Below are 21615 nucleotides of genomic sequence, written 5' to 3'. Positions count from 1 at the left end.
GCTGCAACGGGTCGGCGGAAATTTACCGGCGACACCGGTGAAACCCCTACTTCGGCCAGGGTTATGCCTCATTACAGACCAAGGGGTGAAATCCTCACCCCCGGATGCAGTACAATCGCCCCCTTTTTACTTGGCAACGAGTAGACGCCAATGATCGAACCCAAGCGCGTCCTGCGCGCCCTAGCCGAACACTGGGCCCTGATCGAGCCGCTGTGCGAGCGTTTCGACCAAGGCACCCTGAGCCTGGTGGAACTGCGCCAGCAACTGGCTCGCCAGCAAGTGGAAAGCACGCCGCAGGACATCACCCAGCTGCTCGACGTGTGGATCCGCCTGGATATCCTGGTGCCGGTGGCCAAGAGCCCGAACCGCTTCGAGCTCAATGCCCAGATTCACGACTTTCTCGCCTACCTGCGGCGCGAGCACCGGCTGGGCCTGTGCCTGGAGATCGAGGCCTACCTGCGCCACCTGGAACGCCTGGCCGGGCATATCCAGGACGCTTTCGACAACCGCGACAGCGATGACCTGGCGCGCCAGTTGCGCCTGCTCGACATGCGCGTGCGCGACGTGCTGAAAAAACTCGACAACGACGAACAGGCGCTGGTCGCCGTGGCCGAACGGGCCAAGACCAGCAACCGTCAGATTCCCTTGCGCCAGCGCTATGCCGAGGTGCTGGCGACCTGGGACGAGTACGTCGAGCCGATGATCCAGCTGGTCAATGCCGATGGCGCCTTCGAACAAGGCGTGCGCAAGGTCGAGACGGTGCTGCTCAAGCTGCTCGGCGAGCAAGCGCGCCTGGGCCACCTGGTCGATGACGACATGCTGCTGCGCACCCATGCGCGCATCCTGGAGATGCAGACCAGCGCCCAGTTGACCCTGCGCCATGCCCGCGAGCTGCTGCTGCCTCTGCGCGAAGAAGCGCGCCGGCACAACGCCGTGACCCGCGGCGCGGCGCTTGCCCTGTCGGTGATCCGGCGCAAGGGCATCGACGCCGTGCCCCAGGCCGCCATGCCGCTGTTCACTCGCCCGCAAAGCACCTTCCTCGGCAGCGCCAGCCAGGTCGAGGCCTATGTCTACGCCCTGGCCCGCTTCGAGCCGAAACCGGCCAAGTTCCCCAAGGCGCACAAGACCCATAAAGGCCCGCTGCCGCGTGCACCGCGCACCGTGAAGGAGATGCTCGAGCGCTGCGAAGACGCCCTGCCGCTGCCCGACCTCATGGTCTGGCTGCTGGACCAGGAGCCAGACGGCGCCACCGACGAACTGCTGTACTGGTTCTCGCGCCTGTCGCGTGAGAAGCGTTTCAAGCGCGAGCGTCTTGAGCGGCGCCAGTACGCCACCCACGAACACCTGGTCAGCCTGCGCTCGTTCGCCCTGACGTCCAGCCGCGAAACGCCATCTGAACCCCACGCGAGCCCAGCCAATGCATCTTGATCTTTCCGAACTGTCCCAGCTCGCGCCGATCTTCCGCGAGCTGTTCAAAGGCTTTCACGTCAGCCGCCGCGATCCGGAAATGTACAGCCAGCTGTCGAACTTCCAGGACCAGTACCGCACCCTGTTCAAGGCCTTGGGCTTCGACCTGGTGTGCGACACCCGCGGCTTCTACTACTTCGTCCCCGAACAGGCCGCCGCGCAGGTCAACAAGACCGCCCAGCGCCTGTCGCTGTTCACCTTCATCCTGGTCGAGCACTTGGCCGACCAGGGCCGCGACCCGATGGCCGTGCTCGACGGCGGCAGCATCGGCCGCGACGAACTGCCGTCGTTGCTGGACAAGTACCGCGACCTGTTCCTGCAGGCCGAAGTGCAGACCGTCGAAGAGCTCGAAGAAAAGATCCTGCGGCGCATGACCCAGCTGGGCTTTGCCCATGAAGAGGGCGGCATCTACCGGTTCCTGCCGCCGATGCACCGCTTCCTCGACGTGTGCCTGTCGGTGCAGCAAGACCGCGACCTGGCTGCCAGCCTGCACAGCGACCTGCCGCTGCCCACGCCGGTGCTGGCCGAGGAAGAAAGCCCCGAGGCGCTCGAGCACACCGAAGACCCGCTGGACCTCGCCCCGTTCGGCGATGAAGAAAGCGAAGAAGACGCCCTGGCCCGGGCCATCCGCGAAGAGCAACAGGAGATTGACGCATGAGCCAGGAACGCTACGGCATTCGCCGCTTCGCATTGCTCAACACCGCCGGCTACAGCCTCGGCCTGTTCCCACTGGAGCATCCGCTGTCGGTCTACGGGGCCAACAACCTGGGTAAGTCGGCGTCGATCAACGCCTTGCAGTTCCCGATCCTGGCGCGCATGTCCGACATGAGCTTCGGCAAGTACAGCCTGGAGCAATCGCGCCGCTTCTACTTCGCCAGCGACACCTCGTACATCCTTTGCGAATTGCACCTGCCCCATGGCCCGCACGTGATTGGCGTGGTCGGGCGCGGTCCGGGCGGCGGCTTCGGTCATCAGTTCTTCGCCTACAAGGGCGAGCTGGACTTGGCCCATTACCAGAAAGATGACACCTGCCTGCGTCAGAAGGAGCTGTTCACCAACCTCGAGCGCCTGGGACTGAAGGCCTACGAGCTCAAGCCCGACGAGTTGCGTCGGCTGCTGGTCGGTGGTCATACCTCGTGCCCGCTGGACCTGACGCTGATCCCGCTGCGCTCGACCAGCGAGCAGAGCCTGAAGACCTTCCGCGCCCTGTTCATCAACCTGCTGCACATGCGCGAGATCACTGCTGCCAAGCTCAAGCAGCTGTTCCTCGATGCCTTCGAGCACAGCCTGCGCTCAGGCAGCGTCGACTACATCGCCGCCTGCGAAGAAGCCTTCCGCGACGTGCGCCGCATGGAACAGGACTACAACGCCCTGGTGGCCGCCGGCCCGCTGGTCGAGGCCCTGGCCGGGGGTGTCGCCCAGCGCGACATCCTGCGTGGCAAGTTGCATCGCCTCTCGCCGCTGCTCGACAACCTGCTGGGCACCTGGCAGGAATACGCCATGGCGCGCAAGGAAGAGCTGGTGATCCAGGCCGAGCACTGGCGCAGCGAGCAGGACCGCCTGCAGAACGACCAGCGCGGCGGCACCCAGGAGCTGATGCGCCTGGAGCGTGAGATCACCGGCATCCAGCGCTGGCTGGGCGAGCTGGCGGTGCTCAAGCACCGTTTCGCCCTGGTCGACGACGTGAAGATGCTCGAGCAGCAACTGCTGGCGGCCAAGGACGCACACGACGAACTGGCCGGTGCCTTGGCTCAGTCACGCCAGTTCAGTGCCGAAGACCTCGACGAACGCGTGCGCGACCTGGAAAAACGCCTCAAGCAGGTCAAGCAGCAGCTCGACCATGCCGACAACAACAGCTACGCCCGCTTGCGCGAGGAATTCTCGCAGCAGGACGTCGACCGCCTGATGCGTTTGTTCAACGGTGCGCTGTTCAGCTTGCCGCTGGGCGATCGTGGCATTGAGCTGGACGACAGCGATCTTTGGGTGAAGTCCCTGGAAGCCGTGCTCGAAGGTTTCAAAGGCGAGCGCTTCGAAGCCCCAGGCCTGTCGATCGACCTTACCCACATCGACCCGCCAGCGTTGCAGGCACTGGCTGACCGCGCAGCGCTGCGCGATCAGAAGGAACGTCTGGAGAAAGAGCTCAAGCAGCTCAAGACCCAGCAGCAGGTCGCCGCCGACCGCAACGCCTCGAAGGCGCAGACCGAAGCGCTGTATCAGCAAGTGCTGGATGCCCAGAAGGCCCTGGAAGACTATCGCCGCAGCGAAACCCTGAGCGCCGAGGAGCCGGAGAAGCTCGAACAACTGGCACAGCTCGAAGCCGCCCAGGACGAGCTCAAGCGCTCGAGCGATGCCTTCACCGAGCGTGTTCAGCAGCTGTCGGCCAAGCTGCAGCTGGTTGGCCGGCAGATCGGCGATCTCGAATCCAAGCAGCGCACCCTGGAAGACGCCTTGCGCCGTCGCCAGCTGCTGCCGGCCGACCTGCCCTTCGGCACGCCGTTCATGGAAGCGGTGGACGATTCGATGGACAACCTGTTGCCGCTGCTCAACGACTACCAGGACAGCTGGCAGGCCCTGCAACGGGTCGACAACCAGATCGAAGCGCTGTATGCCCAGGTGCGCCTCAAAGGCGTGGCCAAGTTCGACAGCGAAGACGACATGGAGCGCCGCCTGCAGCTACTGGTCAACGCCTACGCGCACCGTACCGACGAGGCCCTGACCCTGGCCAAGGCACGCCGCGCTGCCGTCACCGACATCGCCCGGACCTTGCGCAATATCCGCAGCGATTACGACAGCCTGGAACATCAGCTGGCGCTGTTCAACCGCGAGATCAACAAGCGTCAGGTGTCCAACCTGGAAAGCTTCCGCGTGGTGCTGGCGCCGAACAAGGAAGCGCTCAAGCACATCGATCAGATTATCCACAGCGCCGGCCAGTACGAAGAAGGCGAAACCCTGTCGGTATTCGACCTGACCCAGAGCGCCGAGCAGGACAACAAGAACGAAGAGGCCAAGGAATACCTGGCGCGCCTGGTGGCCGCCAACCATAACCAGTTGGGCCTCAAGGACCTGTTCGAGCTGGCGTTCGAGATCACCAAGGTCAACAGCCAGCCGGTCATTCATGCCGATATCGACGGCGCTGCATCCAACGGCACGACCATGACCATCAAGGCGCTGACCAACATGTACCTGTTGCTGCACCTGATGGACCGCGACCTGGCCGGGCGGATTCGCCTGCCCTATTACCTCGACGAAGCGGCGGACATCGACGAACGCAACCAGGCGGCGCTGTTGGAGACCAGCCTGCAGTTGGGCTTCGTGCCGATCTTGGCGAGCGTCAAGCCGCAGGTATCGGCGCACGTGGCGATCGATCTTGAAGGTGGCAGCGGGCCGAATGGCATCTACATCGACGAGGACGACTGGAAGTACATCAGCCGTCTGGATGAGGTGAAGGCGGTCGTACGTGAGGATCAGGCCGAAGCGTTGGTTTGAGAACCGGGGGGCCGCTTTGCGCCCCATCGCGACCTTCGGTCGCTCCTACCGTAGGAGCGACCGAAGGTCGCGATTGGAGGCCGCAGGCCTCCCTGACAATCACTGCGCCCACGGCAGAATCGGAATGGCAGTCACCGCATTCTGCGGGCTGCCTTCCACAACCCGGGGGCCGCTTTGCGCCCCATCGCGACCTGCGGTCGCTCCTACCGTAGGAGCGACCACAGGTCGCGATTGGAGGCCGCAGGCCTCCCTGACAATCACTGCACCCAAGGCAAAATCGGAATGGCAGTCAACGCATTCGGCAGGCTGCCTTCCACAACCCGGGGGCCGCTTTGCAGCCCATCGCGACCTGTGGTCGCTCCTACGGTAGGAGCGACCGAAGGTCGCGATTGGAGGCCGCAGGCCTCCCTGACAATCACTGCACCCAAGGCAAAATCGGAATGGCAGTCACCGCATTCTGAAGGCTGCCTTCCACAACCCGGGGGCCGCTTTGCGCCCCATCGCGACCTGCGGTCGCTCCTACGGTAGGAGCGACCGAAGGTCGCGATTGGAGGCCGCAGGCCTCCCTGGCAATCACTGCACCCAAGGCAAAATCGGAATGGCAGTCACCACATTCTGCAGGCTGCCTTCGACAACCCGGGGGCCGCTTTGCGCCCCATCGCGACCTGCGGTCGCTCCTACCGTAGGAGCGACCGAAGGTCGCGATTGGAGGCCGCAGGCCTCCCTGACAATCACTGCACCCAAGGCAAAATCGGAATGGCAGTCAACGCATTCGGCAGGCTGCCTTCGACAACACGGGGGCCGCTTTGCGCCCCATCGCGACCTGTGGTCGCTCCTACCGTAGGAGCGACCACAGGTCGCGATTGGAGGCCGCAGGCCTCCCTGCCAATCACTGCGCCCACGGTAGAATCGGAATGGCAGTCACCGCATTCTGAAGGCTGCCTTCCACAACACGGGGGCCGCTTTGCGCCCCATCGCGACCTTCGGTCGCTCCTACCGTAAGAGCGACCGAAGGTCGCGATTGGAGGCCGCAGGCCTCCCTGGCAATCACTGCGCCCACGGCAGAATCAGGATCGCAGTCACCGCATTCTGCAGGCTGGCTTCCACAACCCGGGGGCCGCTTTGCGGCCCATCGCGACCTATGGTCGCTCCTACGGTAGGAGCGACCGGAGGTCGCGATTGGAGGCCGCAGGCCTCCCAGCCAATCACTGCGCCCACGGCAGAATCAGGATCGCAGTCACCGCATTCTGGAGGCTGCCTTCCACAACCCGGGGGCCGCTTTGCGGCCCATCGCGACCTGTGGTCGCTCCTACGGTAGGAGCGACCGAAGGTCGCGATTGGAGGCCGCAGGCCTCCCTGACAATCACTGCACCCAAGGCAAAATCGGAATGGCAGTCACCGCATTCTGCGGGCTGCCTTCCACAACCCGGTCGCTGTAGACCAGGTACACCAGGGTATTGCGCTTCTTGTCGAGGAAGCGCACCACCTGCATGGTCTTGAACACCAGCGAAGTGCGCTCCTTGAACACTTCATCGCCATCCTTGAGCTCGCCCTTGAAGCTGATCGGCCCCACCTGACGACAGGCGATCGACGCCTCGGCGCGGTCTTCGGCCAGGCCCAGGCCGCCCTTCACGCCACCCGTCTTGGCCCGCGACAAATAGCACGTCACGCCCTCGACCTTAGGGTCATCGAAGGCCTCGACAACGATTCGATCGTTAGGGCCGACGAACTTGAACACCGTGGACACCTGGCCGATTTCTTCGGCACCGGCCAGCATCGGTACGCTGAAAACTGCCAGCGCCAACAGTTGCTTCAGACGTTTCATACCAGCACCAGATTGTCACGGTGCACCAGCTCAGGCTCGGCAATGTAGCCCAGGGTGCTGACGATGGCATCGGACGGCTGCCCGATGATCTTTTGCGCTTCCAGCGCGCTGTAGTTAGCCAGACCGCGGGCCACTTCTGCGCCATCGGGGCCGACGCAGACCACCATCTCGCCACGCCGGAAGCTGCCCTGCACGGTCTTCACTCCCACCGGCAACAGGCTCTTGTTGGCGCCGCGCAAGGCCTCCACAGCCCCTGCATCCAGCACCAGGGTGCCGCGGGTCTGCAGGTGACCGGCCAGCCACTGCTTGCGCGCCGCCAACATGCCGCGCTCGGGCGACAGCAAGGTCCCCAGGCGCTCACCGGCCTTCAGCCGATCGAGCACACGCTCGATCCGCCCACCGATGATGATGGTGTGGGCACCGGAACGGGCCGCCAGGCGCGCCGCACGCAGTTTGGTCTGCATGCCGCCACGTCCCAGCGCACCACCGGTGCCACCGGCCACGGCATCCAGCGACGGATCGTCGGCGCGGGCTTCGTAGATCAGTTGGGCTTCAGGGTTGTTGCGCGGATCGGCGTCGAACATGCCGTCGCGGTCGGTGAGGATCACCAGCAGGTCGGCTTCCACCAGGTTGGCCACCAGCGCGGCCAAGGTGTCGTTGTCGCCGAAACGGATCTCGTCGGTGACCACCGTGTCGTTCTCGTTGATCACCGGCACCACGCCCAGGTCCACGAGGGTGCGCAAGGTGCTGCGGGCGTTGAGGTAACGCTTGCGGTCGGACAGGTCGTCATGGGTCAGGAGGATCTGCGCCGTGTGCTTGCCATGCTCGCCAAAGCTCGATTCCCAGGCTTGCACCAGGCGCATCTGGCCAATCGAAGCGGCGGCCTGCAACTCGTTCATCGCACTCGGTCGCGACGACCAGCCCAACTGGCTCATGCCGGCAGCCACGGCCCCGGAGGACACCAGCACCAACTCCACGCCCGCTTCACGCAGCGCGACCATCTGCTCGACCCATACGGCCATGGCGCCGCGGTCGAGGCCCTTGCCGTCGGCGGTCAGCAGGGCACTGCCAATCTTCACGACCCAGCGCTTGGCGCCCGTCACCTTGCTTCGCATCGTCTTCCAACCTATGTCGAATCTATAGATACCGTGGATACAAAAACGCCGCTCAAAGGAGCGGCGTTTAGTGTACTGCAACCGGTCAGTCGCGCACGTAAATGATTTCCGGGCCGTCTTCGTCGTCCTCGAAATCATCATCCCAGGCATCGTCGTCGCCGATGTCGTGCACGCTCTTGACGCCGGTACGGCGCAAGGTACGCGCATCGTCCAGGGCTTGCAGCTGGGCACGCGCTTCGTCTTCGATGCGCTGGTCGAGCTCGGCCATTTCCGCGGCATAAGCTGGGTCGTTGGCCAGGCGGTCGGCGCGGTCTTCGATGTAGCGCATCAGGTCATGGCTCAGCTGCTCGGTGCCCTGCTTGGAGATCGCCGAGATCACATACACCGGGCCATCCCACTGCAGACGCTCGACCACTTCCTTGACCCGCTCGTCACGCTCGTCGTCCATCAGCATGTCGGACTTGTTCAGCACCAGCCAGCGCTCACGGTCGGTCAGCGACGGGCTGAAGCGGGTCAGCTCGTTGATGATGATCTCCGCGGCGTCGGCCGGGCTGCTGCCATCCAGCGGCGCCAGGTCGACCAGGTGCAGCAGCACGCGGGTGCGCGCCAGGTGCTTGAGGAAGCGGATACCCAGGCCAGCACCGTCGGAGGCACCTTCGATCAGGCCAGGGATGTCGGCGATGACGAAGCTCTTCCAACGGTCGACGCTGACCACACCCAGGTTTGGCACCAAGGTGGTGAACGGGTAGTCGGCGACTTTCGGCTTGGCTGCCGAAACCGAACGGATGAAGGTGCTCTTGCCCGCGTTCGGCAGGCCCAGCAGGCCGACGTCGGCCAGCACTTTCAGCTCCATCTTCAGGTCGCGCTGGTCGCCCGGCTTGCCCGGCGTGGTCTGGCGCGGCGCACGGTTGGTACTGGACTTGAAACGGGTATTGCCCAGGCCGTGCCAGCCGCCCTGGGCGACCATCAGCTTCTGCCCTGGGGTGACCAGGTCGCCGATCACTTCCTGGGTGGTGGCGTCGATCACCGTAGTGCCGACCGGCACGCGCAGGAACAGGTCTTCGCCCTTCTTGCCGGTGCAATCGGTGCTGCCGCCATTGGAGCCGCGCTGGGCTTCGTGGTGACGGGTGTAGCGATAGTCGACCAGGGTGTTGAGGTTTTCGTCGGCAACCATGTACACCGAACCGCCATCACCACCGTCACCGCCGTTGGGGCCGCCGTTCTCGATGAACTTCTCGCGGCGGAAGCTCATGCAACCGTTACCGCCGTCACCGGCCTTGACCCGAATGGATACTTCGTCAACAAACTTCATTGAAAACCGCCTCTCGCCGATCGGCGAGCTGAATACTGAAAAACCTGAGGCTCTTGCAAAAATGAGCGCGGCGGCCCCGTACGACCGAAGAAACCCACGCCGGCAGCCCATACAAACAGCTTTGCAAGAGGCTCACCACAAACGAAAAAGCCCCGTCGCATGACGGGGCTTCAGGAGCGACGTCGCGATTAGGCTGCGACGATGCTCACGTAACGGCGGTTGAACTCGCCTTTCTTCTCGAACTTGATCACGCCTTCGATCTTGGCGAACAGGGTGTGATCTTTACCGATGCCCACGCCGTAGCCTGGGTGGAATTCGGTGCCGCGCTGGCGGACGATGATGTTGCCTGGCTTGATAACCTGGCCGCCATACATCTTCACGCCAAGGCGTTTCGATTCTGAGTCGCGACCGTTACGAGTACTACCACCAGCCTTTTTGTGAGCCATGGTTCAATTCTCCAAATAAATTCAGGGGAACCGGGCGATTAAGCCTGGATACCGGTGATTTTGATCTCGGTGAACCACTGGCGGTGGCCCATACGCTTCATGTGGTGCTTACGACGACGGAACTTGATGATGCGGACCTTGTCGTGACGGCCTTGCGAAACGACTTCGGCAACCACTTTAGCGCCGGCGACGACTGGAGCGCCGATGGTGACTTCTTCACCGTTGGCAACCAGCAGAACGCGATCGAAGGTCACGGACTCGCCAGTGGCGATTTCCAGTTTTTCGATCTTGAGGAATTCACCTTCAGCGACTTTGTACTGCTTGCCGCCGGTAACGATTACTGCGTAAGACATGGGTATTTCTCCGATAATCCTGCTCACCCAGCGCTTTATATGATGAGTATTGGCTGGCATGGCTGCATGGGGCTGGAACGGCCCTGTGCAATTGCGTAAGGCAGGTGCTGCCCAGGAAGTTAGGGTGCGCGATTGTACGCAACCGCGGTTTTGCTTGCAAGTCCCGGCCCCGGCCCGCGGGCACCGCGCCTTGACACACCGGGACCTGCGACCTAGCATGCCGCGCAACCCCAATGGAGCAGCCGATGCAACCCCAAACCTTCTACCGCGCGGTAGCTGACGATTTCAGCGCCGTCGACGAGATCATCAAGAAGCAGCTGACCTCGCGCGTGCCGCTGGTATCGAAGATCGGCGACTATATCACGTCGGCCGGCGGCAAGCGTCTGCGTCCACTGCTGGTGCTGCTGTGCGGCAAGGCCCTGGGCCGCGAAGGCGACCAGCTGCGCCTGCTGGCGGCGACCATCGAGTTCCTGCACACCGCCACCTTGCTGCACGACGACGTGGTCGACATGTCCGGCATGCGCCGTGGCCGCTCCACCGCCAATGCCCTGTGGGGCAACGCACCGAGCGTGCTGGTGGGCGACTTCCTTTATTCACGCTCGTTCGAAATGATGGTCGAGCTCGGCTCGATGCCGGTGATGCAGATCCTGTCCAAGGCCACCCGGGTCATCGCCGAGGGCGAAGTGCTGCAGTTGTCGCGGGTACGCGATGCCAGCACGACCGAAGAGGTGTACATGGACGTCATCCGCGGCAAGACCGCGATGCTCTTCGAAGCCTCGACCCACAGCGCCGCCGCCCTGGCTGGCGCCAGCGCCGAACAGCGCGAAGCGCTGCGCACCTTTGGCGACCACCTGGGGGTGGCCTTCCAGCTGGTCGACGACCTGCTCGACTACGAAGGCGACGCCGAAGCCCTGGGCAAGAACGTCGGTGACGACCTCGCCGAAGGCAAGCCGACCTTGCCGCTGATCTACACCATGCGCGAAGGCACCCCTGAGCAAGCGGCACTGGTGCGCAAGGCCATCCAGAAAGGCGGGCTCGAGGACCTGGAGCAGATTCGCCAGGCCGTGCAAGACTCCGGCGCCTTGAAGTACACCGCCGAAATGGCCCGCGATTACGTCAAGCGTGCCATCGCCTGCCTGGAAGTGCTGCCGGCCAGCGAATACCGCGACGCCCTCGTCGAGCTGAGCGAATTCGCAGTCGCCCGTACGCACTGACCCTCGCTTCGCTTCAATCGCGGGCAAGCTGGGCAACCAGCTTGCCCGCGATGCGTTTGGGCAGGTGAAACACTTTCCCGACAAAACCTTATACAATATGGGCCTTTAACCGCCCGCCTGTTTAAGGATCCGAAGTGAGCAATTTGCCGCCCTGCCCCAACTGCAATTCCGAATACACCTACGAGGATGGCACCCAGCTGATCTGCCCCGAGTGCGCCCACGAGTGGTCGGCCAACGCTGAAGCCGAAGCCATCAGCGATGACGTGGTGAAGAAAGATTCGGTCGGCAACGTCCTGCAGGACGGCGACACCGTCACGGTGATCAAGGACCTCAAGGTCAAAGGCTCGTCGCTGGTGGTCAAGGTCGGCACCAAGGTCAAGAACATCCGCCTGTGCGACGGCGACCACGACATCGACTGCAAGATCGACGGCATCGGCGCCATGAAGCTCAAGTCCGAGTTCGTGCGTAAGGTGTGATGACAAAATCCGCCAATTGGCACTTGCTATTCTGATAATAAGAATTATTCTCATTGGAACTGCTATCCAAGGAGAATAGCCATGACTTATCTGATCGACGCCTGGCTGGACCGGCCCCACCCCTACCTGCGCATTCTTCATCGGGAAACCGGTGAAGTGTGCGCGGTGCTCGAAGAAGAAGCCCTGGACGAACTGCGCGACCAAGGTGACCTGGACCTGAATGGATTGAATTCGAGCGAGCCGATCGTGCTCAAGGAGCTGGTGCGCAATCTGTTTTTGTTCTGCTATGCACGGGCGTTGCGCCCTGGGGGAACAGACTGGAATTGAAACCGGCAGTTTCACGGCATCCGCCCGCTGCCCGGCGCCAGGCCGTGGCAGCGGGCGAGTGCCGCGAATCGCATCAAGCGGGCATTACAGAACGTCGAGCAGCTCGACGTCGAACACCAGCACGCTGTGCGGCGGGATGCTGCCAACGCCTTGGGCGCCGTAGGCCAGTTCGCTCGGCACGTACAGGCGCCATTTGCTACCGGCGTTCATCAGCTGCAGGGCTTCGGTCCAGCCAGCGATGACACCACCCACCGGGAATTCAGCCGGCTGACCACGCTCGTAGGAGCTGTCGAACACGGTGCCGTCGATCAGGGTGCCGTGGTAGTGAGTGCGCACGTTGCTGTCGCGGCTCGGCTTGGCGCCTTCGCCTGCGCTCAGCACTTCGTACTGCAGGCCCGAGGCCAGGGTGGTGATGCCGTCACGCTTGGCGTTGTCGGCGAGGAACTGCTTGCCAGAGGCAGCAGCGGCTTCGGCCTTGGCAGCAGCTTCGGCCTGCATCACGTCACGAATGACCTTGAAGCTGGCCGACAGGTCGGCTTCGCTGACGCGGCTGTCGGCACCGTTGAAGGCGTCGGTCAGGCCGGCCAGGATAGCCTCCAGGCTGACGCCCGGTGGCGGGTTGTCACGCAGCTGGCCGCCCAGCTGGCGGCCGATGCCGTAGCTGACGCGGGTTTCGTCGGTGGACAGGTTGAGTTCGGACATTGTCGTGCTCCACTGCAGGGCGCCGTGCAGCCGCGCCCTTGATGAAAAGGGCGAGCAGCCTAGCACACTGGGCGCCGCTCGGCAGCTGGACCGTAGCGGCGCCCAGGAGTGCTCAGTGCTTGGTCAACTTGTCCAGGTAGCCCATGCAGAACGCCGAGACGACGAAGGTCATGTGGATGATCACATACCACATCAAGTAATCGGTGGAGATGTTCTGCGCGTCCATGAACACCCGCAGCAAGTGGATGGACGAAATCGCCACGATCGAAGCGGCCACTTTCATCTTCAGCGATGAAGAATCCATCTTGCCCAGCCAGTTGAGCTTTTCCTTGCTCTCGTCGATGTCCAGCTGCGAAACGAAGTTCTCGTAGCCGGAGATCATCACCATCACCAGCAGACCGCCGACCAGCGACATGTCGATCAGCGACAGGATCACCAGGATCAGGTCGGCTTCGCTGAGGGCGAAGACATTGGGCAGGACGTGGACCACTTCCTGGAAAAACTTCAGCGCCAGTGCCAGCAGGCCTAGCGACAAACCGAAGTAGATAGGGGCGAGCAGCCAGCGCGAGGCATACATCGCGTTTTCGAGAATACGTTCCATGGAGGGTTTGGGACTCGTCAGGTGACTGGAGAAACGAGCGCGAGTATAGCCAGCCGCCTGTGACAGCAAAAGCCTGCGACACGCTGGCGCAGGGTGTGATCAGGTTTCCGGATGAAACTGGTAATCGCCGAGGTTGCGACAGCGCTCGCCGTTGATGCGGCGCAGCTGAGCTTGCAGATGCAGGCACCAGATCTGTGGGTCGTCGGCGACGCGGTAACCGTGCAAGGTCAGGCTGTCGACGATGGCGCTGAGGACCGACTCGGCCACCATCGGCCCGTGGAACGGCCCTTGTGCCTTGATCGCGGAAGGTTGTTCGCCGGCCATGCCGGCCGCGAACAGCAAGGTCCACATGCCAGTATCCCCGGCCAGTGGGCGGATGCTGCATTCGATGCGAGTCACCAGGCCCAGGCACTGGCGAGTAAGGCTGAGGTTGCGCATGGCCGCGTACCCTCCATGAAGCCCTGTTCAGCCCAGGACACCCGAGCTGTTTCCATCCTGAACCCTGATACCGTCCTTAAGTTCCAGCATAGAAGATCGCCAGGCGAAGATGGAAAACCGGCGCTGAACGGTAGCACATGGCCGCTAGCGCCGGTTTCTTGACTCAGGCCGGTTTAGCCTGAGCGATCACCTCTTCGAGGCGTTCTTTTTCCGCCTTCTCGATGTCTTCCTCGCTGATCATTTCGGCGATCTCGCGCAAGCGCTCCACCACCCGCGCATTGACGCTGCCCTCGGTGAACTGGCCCTTGTCGTCCAGCTCGCCGGCGTCTTCACCCACCAGCAAGCTCAAGGCTTCGTCGGCCTGGCTGACGGCGTACACATGGAATACGCCGTTTTCCACCGCCTGCAGCACCCGCTCGTCGAGCATCAGCGTGGCGACGTTGGCACGCGGGATGATCACCCCCTGCTCGCCGGTCAGGCCGCGTGCTTCGCACAGGCGGAAGAAGCCTTCGATCTTCTCGTTGACCCCGCCCACCGCCTGCACTTCGCCGAACTGGTTGATCGAGCCGGTAATGGCAAAGCACTGCTTGAGCGGTGTGCGCGACAGGGCCGAGATCAGCGTGCACGCCTCACCCAATGAGGCACTGTCGCCGTCCACGTAGCCGTAGGACTGCTCCAGGGCGATGCTTGCGGAAATCGCCAGGGGGAATTCCTGGGCATAACGGCTGCCCAGGTACCCGGTCAGGATCATCACGCCCTTGGAGTGAATCGGCTGGCCGAGGTTGACCTCGCGCTCGATGTCGACGATGCCGCTGCCGCCGGGGTAGACCGTGGCGGAAATGCGCGCGGGCATGCCGAATGCCGAGTCACCGACTTCCAGCACGGTCAGGCCGTTGCACTTGCCGATGGCTGCGCCTTCGCTGTCGATCAGGATGATCCCGGCCAGCATGTCGTCGAGCACCCGCTGCGAGACCCGGCCGGTGCGGAACGCCTTGGCCTTGAGTGCGCGCTCGATATGCCCGGCGTCGGTCATTTCGTCGCTGGCCAACTGGCGAATGAAGTCGGCCTCACTGACCAGCTGGAACAGGTCGCCAATGCGCGCCGACAGGCGCGACTGGTTTTCCGCCAGGCGGGCGCTGTAGGTGGCCAGGCGCGCCACCGCGTCGCTGGTCAGCGGCGCCATGCCCTCTTCGTTGGTGCGGGTGCGCAGCAGCTGGGCGAACTGCTCGAGGTTCTCGTCGACCATCGGCATGTCTTCGTCGAAGTCGACCAGCACCCGGAACATTTCCTGGAAGTCTGGATCATGGTCTTGCAGCGCGTAGTACAGCTGGCGCGAGCCGATGATCACCAACTTGATGTTCAGCGGGATCATCTGCGGCGTGAGGCTGACGGTAGCCACGCGGCCCAGCTCGCCAAGCGGCGATTCCATCTTCAGCTTGCGCGACTGCAAGGCGCGCTTGAGCGCGTCCCAGACGAACGGCTCGCCGAGCATCTTTTCCGCTTCGAGGATCAGGAAGCCGCCATTGGCCCGGTGCAACGCACCGGGGCGCAGCTGGCGGTAGGAGGTGTACAACGCGCCTTGGTCGGTGCTGTATTCGATCCGCCCGAACAGGTTGTCGTAGGTCGGGTGCGGCTCGAAGACCACCGGCGCACCGCCATCGGCGTGATGGCCGACCACCAGGCTCGGCATGTACTGCTCTTCGAGCAGCTTGCGCGCCACCGCGTCGGTCTTGCTGTCGTCGACCAGTTGCTCGACCACGGTGCGCAACAGGTTGAGCTGCACCGATTGCAGGTAGGCGCAGACCGCAGCGTTTTCGGCGTATTTTTCGGACAGCGGCGCCAGCAAGGGCTGCAAGGCCAGGGTGATGGTTTCTTCGTTGAGCTGGCGCAGCTGGTTATTCGACTCGCGCTTCCATTGCGGCAGGCTGGCCAGCTCTTCGTTCAGGCGCTCTTCGAGCAGGGCGATGTCTTCGTGGAACTGCTCGCGCACCTCTTCGGGCAGCTGGGCGAACTCTGCCTCATCCAGCGCCTTGCCGTCGGCCATGGGGGTGAAGGCCACATTGCTGGCGTCCCGGTACAGGGCCACGTCCTTCTCCAGCGAGGCGCGCTCGATCACATCCAGGGCGCGGTCGTAACGCTGGTTGAAGGCGCGGTCGATGGCGCCCTTCTTCTGCTGGTACGAAGGGTGTTCGAACACCGCCGGAAAAGTGGCCAGCAGGTTGTCGATCAGCCCGCCCATGTCGCTGATGAACGCTGCCGCACTGCCCGAGGGCAGCTCCAATGCCCGGGGCTCGCGGGTATCGTCGAAGTGGTTGACGTAGAGCCAGTCGGCCGGGGTCTGCTGACGCTTGCCCTCGGCCTTGAGGTAACGCTTGACGAACGAGAAGCGCCCAGTGCCGGGCTCGCCCATCACATACACGTTGTAACCGGGACGTGGCATGGCCACGCCGAACTGCAGGGCTTCGACAGCACGTTCTTGGCCCAGGACTCCGCGAAACGGCTCCAGATCGTCGGTGTGGGTAAAGGCAAACTGCTCGGGGGAGAAACGCCGGGTCAGGGCTTCAGGCGCAAGACGCAGGCGCGCAGCGACAGGATCGGGCATTGGGTTTCCTTACTTCGGCGGGGCAGATACTCAGCATTCTGGCGCTGCCTGCGCGCGCCTTGCAAGGCTCCAGCGGACTTTATGTCGCAGCTGCGATACCGGTTAACCAAGCAAATTTTTCGCAATCAATGACGCAACCTTTAGATCGTGCCTAAACTCCAAGCTGCGCGGGTGGGTGAAATGCTTTCCCGACCTGGCAATCACGTTGCCAGTAACCTGACCCTTGGTTAACGTCTAAGACATAAGAGAACAAAGCTATGAAACGGATTCTTCTGGGTACTCTGTTCACCGTGGTTTCCCTCAACGCCATGGCAGAAGCGCCAGGTGGCCCGAATTGCGGTTGGGGCAACCTGTTGTTCGAAGGCCAGCGCGGCACCCCGGCCCACTTCCTGGCCTCCACCACCAACGGTACTTCGGGTAACGCCACCTTCGGCATGACCTCCGGCACCAACGGCTGCTCGACCAAGGCCGCGCTGACCTACGGCGGCAAATCCTGGTTCGCCATGAATGGCATGATGAACGAACTGTCCGAAGACATGGCTATGGGCCAGGGCGAAGCCCTGACCACCTACGCTGTGGTTCTGGGCGTAGCGCCGGAAGACCGTGGCTACTTCAACTCGGTCACCCACCAGCACTTCAACCAGATCTTCAGCAGTGCTGACGTGAACGCTGAAACCGTGCACAGCAACACCCTGGCCGTTCTGAAGAACGACCCACGCCTGGCCAAGTACGCTTCCGAGGCCTGAGTGCAGCTACGCCCGCCCCGACCCCGGGGCGGGTTTCGCCTTTTCGGCAATCTTCAAGAAGTAGTTGCCCCCCATGCTCAAACGCCTCGCATCTCTGGCGCTGATTGCCTGCGCCCCTGTTCATGCCACGCCAGTGCTGGACCCAGGCCGCCTGCAACAGCTGGCCAACACCCCTTACTGGATCGCCCTGGGTCACTATGAAACGGCCAAGCTCGGCGGTTGGCGCAGCTATGTGGACGATGACAAGTTCTTCCTCGCCGCCGACGGCGCGCACCATCCCGACCAGGAGCTGGCGGCCACCGTGCAAGCCCTGTACGCCCCTGCAAGCCTGGGCGACAAACATGCCCAATGCGTGTTCCCGGCGCGCACCCGCTGGTTGCGCGAGCAGCTCGACCTGCAAGGCCTGCCGCAACCCGACTGCCAAGAGTACAAGACGTGGTACACGTCGATCGACCCGCACAGCGCGGCGTTGATCTTCCCCGCAGCCTACCTGAACAGCCCCTCGTCGATGTTCGGCCACACCCTGCTGCGCATCGATCAGTCCAATACCCGCAGCGACGACACCACGTTGCTCAGTTACGCGATCAACTTCGGCGCCTACATCGAAGGCAGCGACAACAGCATCCTGTACGCCTGGAAAGGCCTGATGGGCGGCTACCCCGGTCTGTTCGCGATGATGCCCTACCAGGAAAAGCTCTCCGAATACCGCAGCCTGGAGAACCGCGACCTGTGGGAGTACCAGCTGGACCTGACGCCGGAAGAAACCGGGCGCATGGTCGAACACGTCTGGGAACTCAAGCAGATCCAGTTCGATTACTTCTTCTTCGACGAAAACTGCTCGTACCGCCTGCTGGAGCTGCTGCAAGTGGCCCGGCCGAGCCTGGACCTGACCTCGCAGTTTCCGCTCACAGCCATTCCGACCGACACGGTCAAGGCCGTCAAACAGTCTGGCCTGGTGGCCAGCGAGGTCTATCGCCCCTCCCGCGAGCGCGAGCTGCTGGCCCGTGCCGAGCCGCTCGATCACGCCGAAAAACAGCAGGTACTGGCGGTCAGCGCCGACACCTCGCAACTGCAGAGCCCTGCCTTCAAGGCCATGCCGCGCGAGCGCCAGGCGCTGGTGCAGGACGCCGCCTACCGCCTGGAGCGCTACCGCGCCAATGGTCAGGAGCGCGACCCTGGCCAGGCCAAGCGCAGCTTCGAGCTGTTGCGGGCGATCAACAGCAACCCGCCGCCAGCGCTGCAGATCGAGCGCCCCGGCTTGCCCGAGGATGGCCACGACTCGCGCACCTGGCAGCTGGGCGTCGGCACGCGTGAAGACCGCGCCTATGCCGAGTACGGCCTGCGCATGGCCTATCACGACCTTAACGACAACGCCTATGGCTTCCCGCTGGGTGCGCAGATCGAAATCCTGCAGCTCAAGGTGCGTCAGTACGAGGGCAACGACTGGCAGGTGCAGCGCCTCGATCTGGCGACCATTCGTTCGCTGACCCCGCGCAACGCGCTGCTCAAGCCGTGGTCGTGGCAGGTGGCGGGCGGCCTCGAGCGGGTGCCGGGCAAGCATGACGACGAGGTGCTGGTCAGCCACGTCAATGGCGGCGCCGGCGGCACCTGGCAGTTGGCCGACGGCTTGCTGGGCTTTGCCCTGGGCACGGTGCGGGTCGAGCACCACAACGACTTCGCCCAGTTCATCGCCCCGGCAGCCGGGTTCAACAGCGGCCTGTTGTGGCGCAACGGCTTGGGCAACATGACCCTGGAGGCCAAGGGCGATTACTTCACCAATGGCGAGGTACGCCGCAGTGTGAGCCTCAACCAGCAGTGGGAAATCAGCCAGAACCTGGGCCTGCGCCTGAGTGCTTCGCGCCAGTTCAGCCACCTGGCCACGGCGCAGAACGAAGTGATGCTCGAGCTCAAGTGGTATCACTACTGACGTGTGCGCCACGCGAGCCTTTGACATTGATTTGACAGCGCTGCGACAGATCGCCACCTAGACTGACAGTAACGCTGCAAAGGTCCAGGTGGTCATGTCGCGATTAGGCTTCGTCTTGTGCTTGGCATTGTTGCTGGCAGGGTGTGAAAGCACTCACCAGCAAATGGTCGAGCGCGGTTATCCCCCGGCATTCGCCGATGGCTTCCAGGACGGCTGCAGCAGCGGCCGCCAGGCGGCCGGGACGATAGCCGGCGAGTATCGCAAGAACGTGCAGCGCTACCTGCACGAGCGCCAGTACGAAAATGGCTGGGACGACGGCTTTCGCCAGTGCCAGGCCATGCAGAACAGCGAAGCGCAACGTGAGTACCACGAGCAGTTCTGGGACGAGCGTGAGCGCCAGTGGCAGCAGGAAAAGGACCGTGGCGCTGCACGGGCCTACCGCCCTGACTAGGTCGCAGGCGGACATCCACTGAAACCGCCAGGCTGCCATGCTGGTCTTCTGCAAAAGGAGGCCACTGATGAGCCGAGCATTCGTCAACGAAGATCAAGCCGCCGCCCAGGCTGTTCAGCCGGTAGAGCGACGGGTCAGCGAACAACCCAATTACGTGACCGCCAACGGCTTGCAGCAGCTGCAGCTGCGGGTGACCGAACTCAACGGCTTGCGCAGCGAACTGCAGGCCCAAGGCGAGCGCGCCGACAAACAGCGCCTGGCCGATACGGAGCGGGATCTGCGCTACTTCAGTGCGCGGGTGCAGAGCGCTCAGGTGGTACCGCAGGCGTCCTCGCGCAGCAAGGTGCAGATCGGTAGCCGGGTGCGCTTCGTCGATGAGCAGGACCAGGAGCATCTTGTGCAATTGGTAGGTGAAGATGAGGCCGACGCCGGGCGCGGGCTGATCAATTGGGGTTCACCCCTGGGCCGGGCCTTGCTGGGCGCGGGGCCAGGGGATGAAGTGGTATGGCGGCGACCGGTGGGGGATCAGATGATCGAGATTCTCGAGATTGGGTGAGTGGCTTTGCAAAGGCTGCGTCGCCGCACCCTGAGGGATCACCCGGTGGGATTCACTTTGTGGGAGCAGCTGTCTTGCTCCCACAAGAAGATCGCCACGGGTTTGATGGCTGCGCAAGACAGTTGCTCCCACAGGCCAAAGCGCGGCAACTGATGGGCTACTAGACCACCCCTTGCGCCAGCATGGCGTCAGCTACTTTGACGAACCCGGCAATGTTGGCGCCTTTGACGTAGTTCACCGTACCGTCGGCTTCCTCGCCGTAATGCACACACGCATGGTGAATCGACTGCATGATGTTGTGCAGCTTGCTGTCGACCTCCCCCGCCGTCCACAGCAGACGCATGGCGTTCTGCGACATCTCCAGGCCCGACACGGCTACGCCGCCAGCATTGGACGCCTTGCCTGGCGCATACAGAATGCCGGCCTCGATGAACAGGTCGACCGCAGCCAGGGTAGTCGGCATGTTGGCGCCTTCGGCCACGCAGATGCAGCCGTTGCCCAACAAGGTCCGCGCATCGTCGAGATCCAGCTCGTTCTGGGTGGCGCAGGGCAAGGCGATATCGCAAGCCAGGCTCCATGGCGTCTGGCCCTTGCGGAACTCCAGGCCGAACTGCGTGGCCAGCTCGCTGATGCGCCCGCGCTTGACGTTCTTGAGCTCCATCAAGGCGTCCCACTGTGCGTCGTTCAGGCCGGCCTCGGCGTACAAGGTGCCCTCGGAGTCGGACAGCGAGATCACCTTGCCGCCCAGGTCCATGACCTTGCGCGCCGCATACTGGGCCACGTTGCCGGAACCGGAGATCGCCACGCGGCGGCCATCGATGCGCTGGCCCTTGCGCTTGAGCATTTCTTCGGCGAAGTACACGCAGCCGTAGCCGGTGGCCTCCGGGCGGATCAGGCTGCCGCCGTAGGTCATGCCCTTGCCGGTGAGCACCGAGGTGAACTGGTTGGCCAGGCGCTTGTACTGGCCGAACATGAAACCGATCTCGCGCGCACCGACACCGATGTCACCGGCCGGCACGTCGCAGTCAGCGCCGATGTGGCGGTACAATTCGCTCATGAACGCCTGGCAGAAGCGCATGACCTCGGCGTCGCTCTTGCCCTTGGGGTCGAAGTCCGAGCCGCCTTTGCCGCCGCCCATGGGCAGCGAGGTCAGGGAGTTCTTGAACACCTGCTCGAAGGCCAGGAACTTGAGCACGCTCAGGTTCACCGACGGGTGGAAGCGCAGGCCGCCCTTGTACGGGCCAATGGCGCTGTTCATCTGGATGCGATAGCCACGGTTGACCTGGACCTTGCCCTGATCGTCGACCCACGACACCCGGAACAGCACAGCGCGCTCAGGCTCGACCATGCGCTCGAGAATGCCCGATTGCAGGTAACGCGGATTGGCTTCGAGGAACGGCCACAGGGTGCGCAGCACCTCTTCTACCGCCTGATGGAATTCGGCCTGGCCGGGGTCACGTTGCTGCAGGCGTGCGAGGAAATGGTCGACGGATTCGATCATGGTAGACATCTCACCAAGAGGATTGGACTTATTGGTTTTTCCCGAATGTACCAAGAAGCAATCGCACTGC

Annotated in this window: 20 protein-coding genes; 10 read left to right on the top strand and 10 right to left on the bottom strand. The window is 63.2% G+C overall.

The window, feature by feature from the left end; translation table 11 throughout:
• Window positions 1-150: 150 nt before the first annotated feature.
• The 3 genes from mksB to mksF are packed head-to-tail and all read left to right on the top strand — an operon-like array spanning window position 151 to window position 4953.
• Window positions 151-1428, top strand: a complete 1278-nt coding sequence (mksB, locus tag FS665_RS18585) for an Mks condensin complex protein MksB (RefSeq protein ID WP_178108368.1) — start codon at window positions 151-153, stop codon at window positions 1426-1428.
• A complete protein-coding gene (gene mksE, locus FS665_RS18580; RefSeq protein WP_145191672.1) occupies window positions 1418-2125 on the top strand; it encodes an Mks condensin complex protein MksE in 708 nt (235 codons plus the stop codon). The genes mksB and mksE overlap by 11 nt, the downstream gene beginning before the upstream one ends.
• Window positions 2122-4953, top strand: coding sequence for an Mks condensin complex protein MksF (mksF, locus tag FS665_RS18575; RefSeq protein ID WP_145191669.1), 2832 nt, complete (start codon window positions 2122-2124; stop codon window positions 4951-4953). The genes mksE and mksF overlap by 4 nt, the downstream gene beginning before the upstream one ends.
• A 1363-nt stretch (window positions 4954-6316) precedes the next feature.
• On the opposite strand, the gene FS665_RS18570 is transcribed toward mksF, so the two are convergent.
• The 5 genes from FS665_RS18570 to rplU all read right to left on the bottom strand — a co-directional run bounded on the left by FS665_RS18570 (window position 6317) and on the right by rplU (window position 10004).
• Window positions 6317-6778 carry a CreA family protein gene (locus FS665_RS18570; protein ID WP_145191666.1) on the bottom strand — a complete coding sequence of 154 codons (462 nt, stop codon included), beginning with the start codon at window positions 6776-6778 and terminating at the stop codon, window positions 6317-6319.
• Window positions 6775-7893 carry a glutamate 5-kinase gene (gene proB / locus FS665_RS18565; protein WP_145191663.1) on the bottom strand — a complete coding sequence of 373 codons (1119 nt, stop codon included), beginning with the start codon at window positions 7891-7893 and terminating at the stop codon, window positions 6775-6777. The genes FS665_RS18570 and proB overlap by 4 nt, the downstream gene beginning before the upstream one ends.
• 85 nt (window positions 7894-7978) lie before the next feature.
• Window positions 7979-9205, bottom strand: a complete 1227-nt coding sequence (gene cgtA, locus FS665_RS18560) for an Obg family GTPase CgtA (protein WP_145191660.1) — start codon at window positions 9203-9205, stop codon at window positions 7979-7981.
• A gap of 188 nt (window positions 9206-9393) precedes the next feature.
• Complete coding sequence (gene rpmA, locus FS665_RS18555) at window positions 9394-9651, bottom strand: 50S ribosomal protein L27 (RefSeq protein WP_023533198.1); 258 nt, start codon at window positions 9649-9651, stop codon at window positions 9394-9396.
• 38 nt (window positions 9652-9689) lie between these two features.
• Window positions 9690-10004 carry a 50S ribosomal protein L21 gene (gene rplU / locus FS665_RS18550; protein WP_008092021.1) on the bottom strand — a complete coding sequence of 105 codons (315 nt, stop codon included), beginning with the start codon at window positions 10002-10004 and terminating at the stop codon, window positions 9690-9692.
• Window positions 10005-10249: 245 nt separating this feature from the next.
• On the opposite strand from rplU, the gene FS665_RS18545 reads away from it, so the two are divergent.
• The 3 genes from FS665_RS18545 (at window position 10250) to FS665_RS18535 (ending at window position 12021) form a co-directional block, all read left to right on the top strand.
• Window positions 10250-11218, top strand: coding sequence for a polyprenyl synthetase family protein (locus FS665_RS18545; protein WP_145191657.1), 969 nt, complete (start codon window positions 10250-10252; stop codon window positions 11216-11218).
• 134 nt (window positions 11219-11352) lie between these two features.
• The gene (locus tag FS665_RS18540; RefSeq protein WP_145191655.1) at window positions 11353-11694 is read left to right on the top strand and encodes a zinc ribbon domain-containing protein YjdM; all 342 of its coding nucleotides are present in this window, start codon (window positions 11353-11355) and stop codon (window positions 11692-11694) included.
• A gap of 81 nt (window positions 11695-11775) precedes the next feature.
• Entirely contained in the window at window positions 11776-12021 is a 246-nt protein-coding gene (locus FS665_RS18535; protein WP_145191652.1) for a hypothetical protein, read from the top strand.
• Window positions 12022-12105: 84 nt separating this feature from the next.
• Here FS665_RS18535 and FS665_RS18530 read toward each other — a convergent pair whose 3' ends face one another.
• The 4 genes from FS665_RS18530 to FS665_RS18515 all read right to left on the bottom strand — a co-directional run bounded on the left by FS665_RS18530 (window position 12106) and on the right by FS665_RS18515 (window position 16364).
• A complete protein-coding gene (locus FS665_RS18530; protein ID WP_145191650.1) occupies window positions 12106-12723 on the bottom strand; it encodes an FKBP-type peptidyl-prolyl cis-trans isomerase in 618 nt (205 codons plus the stop codon).
• Window positions 12724-12835: 112 nt separating this feature from the next.
• On the bottom strand, window positions 12836-13324 hold the full coding sequence (locus FS665_RS18525) for a TIGR00645 family protein (RefSeq protein ID WP_003247486.1): 489 nt from the start codon (window positions 13322-13324) through the stop codon (window positions 12836-12838).
• Window positions 13325-13423: 99 nt separating this feature from the next.
• Complete coding sequence (locus FS665_RS18520; RefSeq protein WP_145191647.1) at window positions 13424-13762, bottom strand: hypothetical protein; 339 nt, start codon at window positions 13760-13762, stop codon at window positions 13424-13426.
• A 163-nt stretch (window positions 13763-13925) separates the two neighbouring features.
• Window positions 13926-16364, bottom strand: coding sequence for a Lon protease family protein (locus FS665_RS18515; protein WP_145191644.1), 2439 nt, complete (start codon window positions 16362-16364; stop codon window positions 13926-13928).
• Between the two features lie 257 nt (window positions 16365-16621).
• Between FS665_RS18515 and FS665_RS18510 the strand changes: the two genes are divergently transcribed.
• From FS665_RS18510 to FS665_RS18495, 4 genes are all read left to right on the top strand, one after another.
• A complete protein-coding gene (locus FS665_RS18510) occupies window positions 16622-17110 on the top strand; it encodes a DUF3015 domain-containing protein (RefSeq protein ID WP_145191641.1) in 489 nt (162 codons plus the stop codon).
• 73 nt (window positions 17111-17183) lie between these two features.
• On the top strand, window positions 17184-19037 hold the full coding sequence (locus FS665_RS18505; RefSeq protein ID WP_145191639.1) for a DUF4105 domain-containing protein: 1854 nt from the start codon (window positions 17184-17186) through the stop codon (window positions 19035-19037).
• A 94-nt stretch (window positions 19038-19131) separates the two neighbouring features.
• Window positions 19132-19488 (top strand): hypothetical protein, encoded by a 357-nt coding sequence (locus tag FS665_RS18500; RefSeq protein WP_145191637.1) that lies wholly within the window; start codon window positions 19132-19134, stop codon window positions 19486-19488.
• 67 nt (window positions 19489-19555) lie between these two features.
• A complete protein-coding gene (locus tag FS665_RS18495) occupies window positions 19556-20044 on the top strand; it encodes a GreA/GreB family elongation factor (RefSeq protein WP_145191634.1) in 489 nt (162 codons plus the stop codon).
• A 160-nt stretch (window positions 20045-20204) separates the two neighbouring features.
• On the opposite strand, the gene gdhA is transcribed toward FS665_RS18495, so the two are convergent.
• Window positions 20205-21545 (bottom strand): NADP-specific glutamate dehydrogenase, encoded by a 1341-nt coding sequence (gene gdhA / locus FS665_RS18490; RefSeq protein ID WP_145191632.1) that lies wholly within the window; start codon window positions 21543-21545, stop codon window positions 20205-20207.
• Between the last annotated feature and the right edge of the window lie 70 nt (window positions 21546-21615).

The organism is Pseudomonas sp. URMO17WK12:I11, from assembly GCF_007677725.1.
In the GTDB taxonomy this organism is placed as follows: Bacteria; Pseudomonadota; Gammaproteobacteria; order Pseudomonadales; family Pseudomonadaceae; genus Aquipseudomonas.
This window is presented reverse-complemented; position numbering and strand designations above follow the sequence as displayed.

Bases quoted from the DNA above. Each gene is read 5' to 3' on its own strand.
- mksB (WP_178108368.1), top strand. From the start codon at position 151: ATGATCGAACCCAAGCGCGTCCTGCGCGCCCTAGCCGAACACTGGGCC.
- mksE (WP_145191672.1), top strand. From the start codon at position 1,418: ATGCATCTTGATCTTTCCGAACTGTCCCAGCTCGCGCCGATCTTCCGC.
- mksF (WP_145191669.1), top strand. From the start codon at position 2,122: ATGAGCCAGGAACGCTACGGCATTCGCCGCTTCGCATTGCTCAACACC.
- FS665_RS18570 (WP_145191666.1), bottom strand. From the start codon at position 6,778: ATGAAACGTCTGAAGCAACTGTTGGCGCTGGCAGTTTTCAGCGTACCG.
- proB (WP_145191663.1), bottom strand. From the start codon at position 7,893: ATGCGAAGCAAGGTGACGGGCGCCAAGCGCTGGGTCGTGAAGATTGGC.
- cgtA (WP_145191660.1), bottom strand. From the start codon at position 9,205: ATGAAGTTTGTTGACGAAGTATCCATTCGGGTCAAGGCCGGTGACGGC.
- rpmA (WP_023533198.1), bottom strand. From the start codon at position 9,651: ATGGCTCACAAAAAGGCTGGTGGTAGTACTCGTAACGGTCGCGACTCA.
- rplU (WP_008092021.1), bottom strand. From the start codon at position 10,004: ATGTCTTACGCAGTAATCGTTACCGGCGGCAAGCAGTACAAAGTCGCT.
- FS665_RS18545 (WP_145191657.1), top strand. From the start codon at position 10,250: ATGCAACCCCAAACCTTCTACCGCGCGGTAGCTGACGATTTCAGCGCC.
- FS665_RS18535 (WP_145191652.1), top strand. From the start codon at position 11,776: ATGACTTATCTGATCGACGCCTGGCTGGACCGGCCCCACCCCTACCTG.
- FS665_RS18530 (WP_145191650.1), bottom strand. From the start codon at position 12,723: ATGTCCGAACTCAACCTGTCCACCGACGAAACCCGCGTCAGCTACGGC.
- FS665_RS18525 (WP_003247486.1), bottom strand. From the start codon at position 13,324: ATGGAACGTATTCTCGAAAACGCGATGTATGCCTCGCGCTGGCTGCTC.
- FS665_RS18520 (WP_145191647.1), bottom strand. From the start codon at position 13,762: ATGCGCAACCTCAGCCTTACTCGCCAGTGCCTGGGCCTGGTGACTCGC.
- FS665_RS18515 (WP_145191644.1), bottom strand. From the start codon at position 16,364: ATGCCCGATCCTGTCGCTGCGCGCCTGCGTCTTGCGCCTGAAGCCCTG.
- FS665_RS18510 (WP_145191641.1), top strand. From the start codon at position 16,622: ATGAAACGGATTCTTCTGGGTACTCTGTTCACCGTGGTTTCCCTCAAC.
- FS665_RS18505 (WP_145191639.1), top strand. From the start codon at position 17,184: ATGCTCAAACGCCTCGCATCTCTGGCGCTGATTGCCTGCGCCCCTGTT.
- FS665_RS18500 (WP_145191637.1), top strand. From the start codon at position 19,132: ATGTCGCGATTAGGCTTCGTCTTGTGCTTGGCATTGTTGCTGGCAGGG.
- FS665_RS18495 (WP_145191634.1), top strand. From the start codon at position 19,556: ATGAGCCGAGCATTCGTCAACGAAGATCAAGCCGCCGCCCAGGCTGTT.
- gdhA (WP_145191632.1), bottom strand. From the start codon at position 21,545: ATGATCGAATCCGTCGACCATTTCCTCGCACGCCTGCAGCAACGTGAC.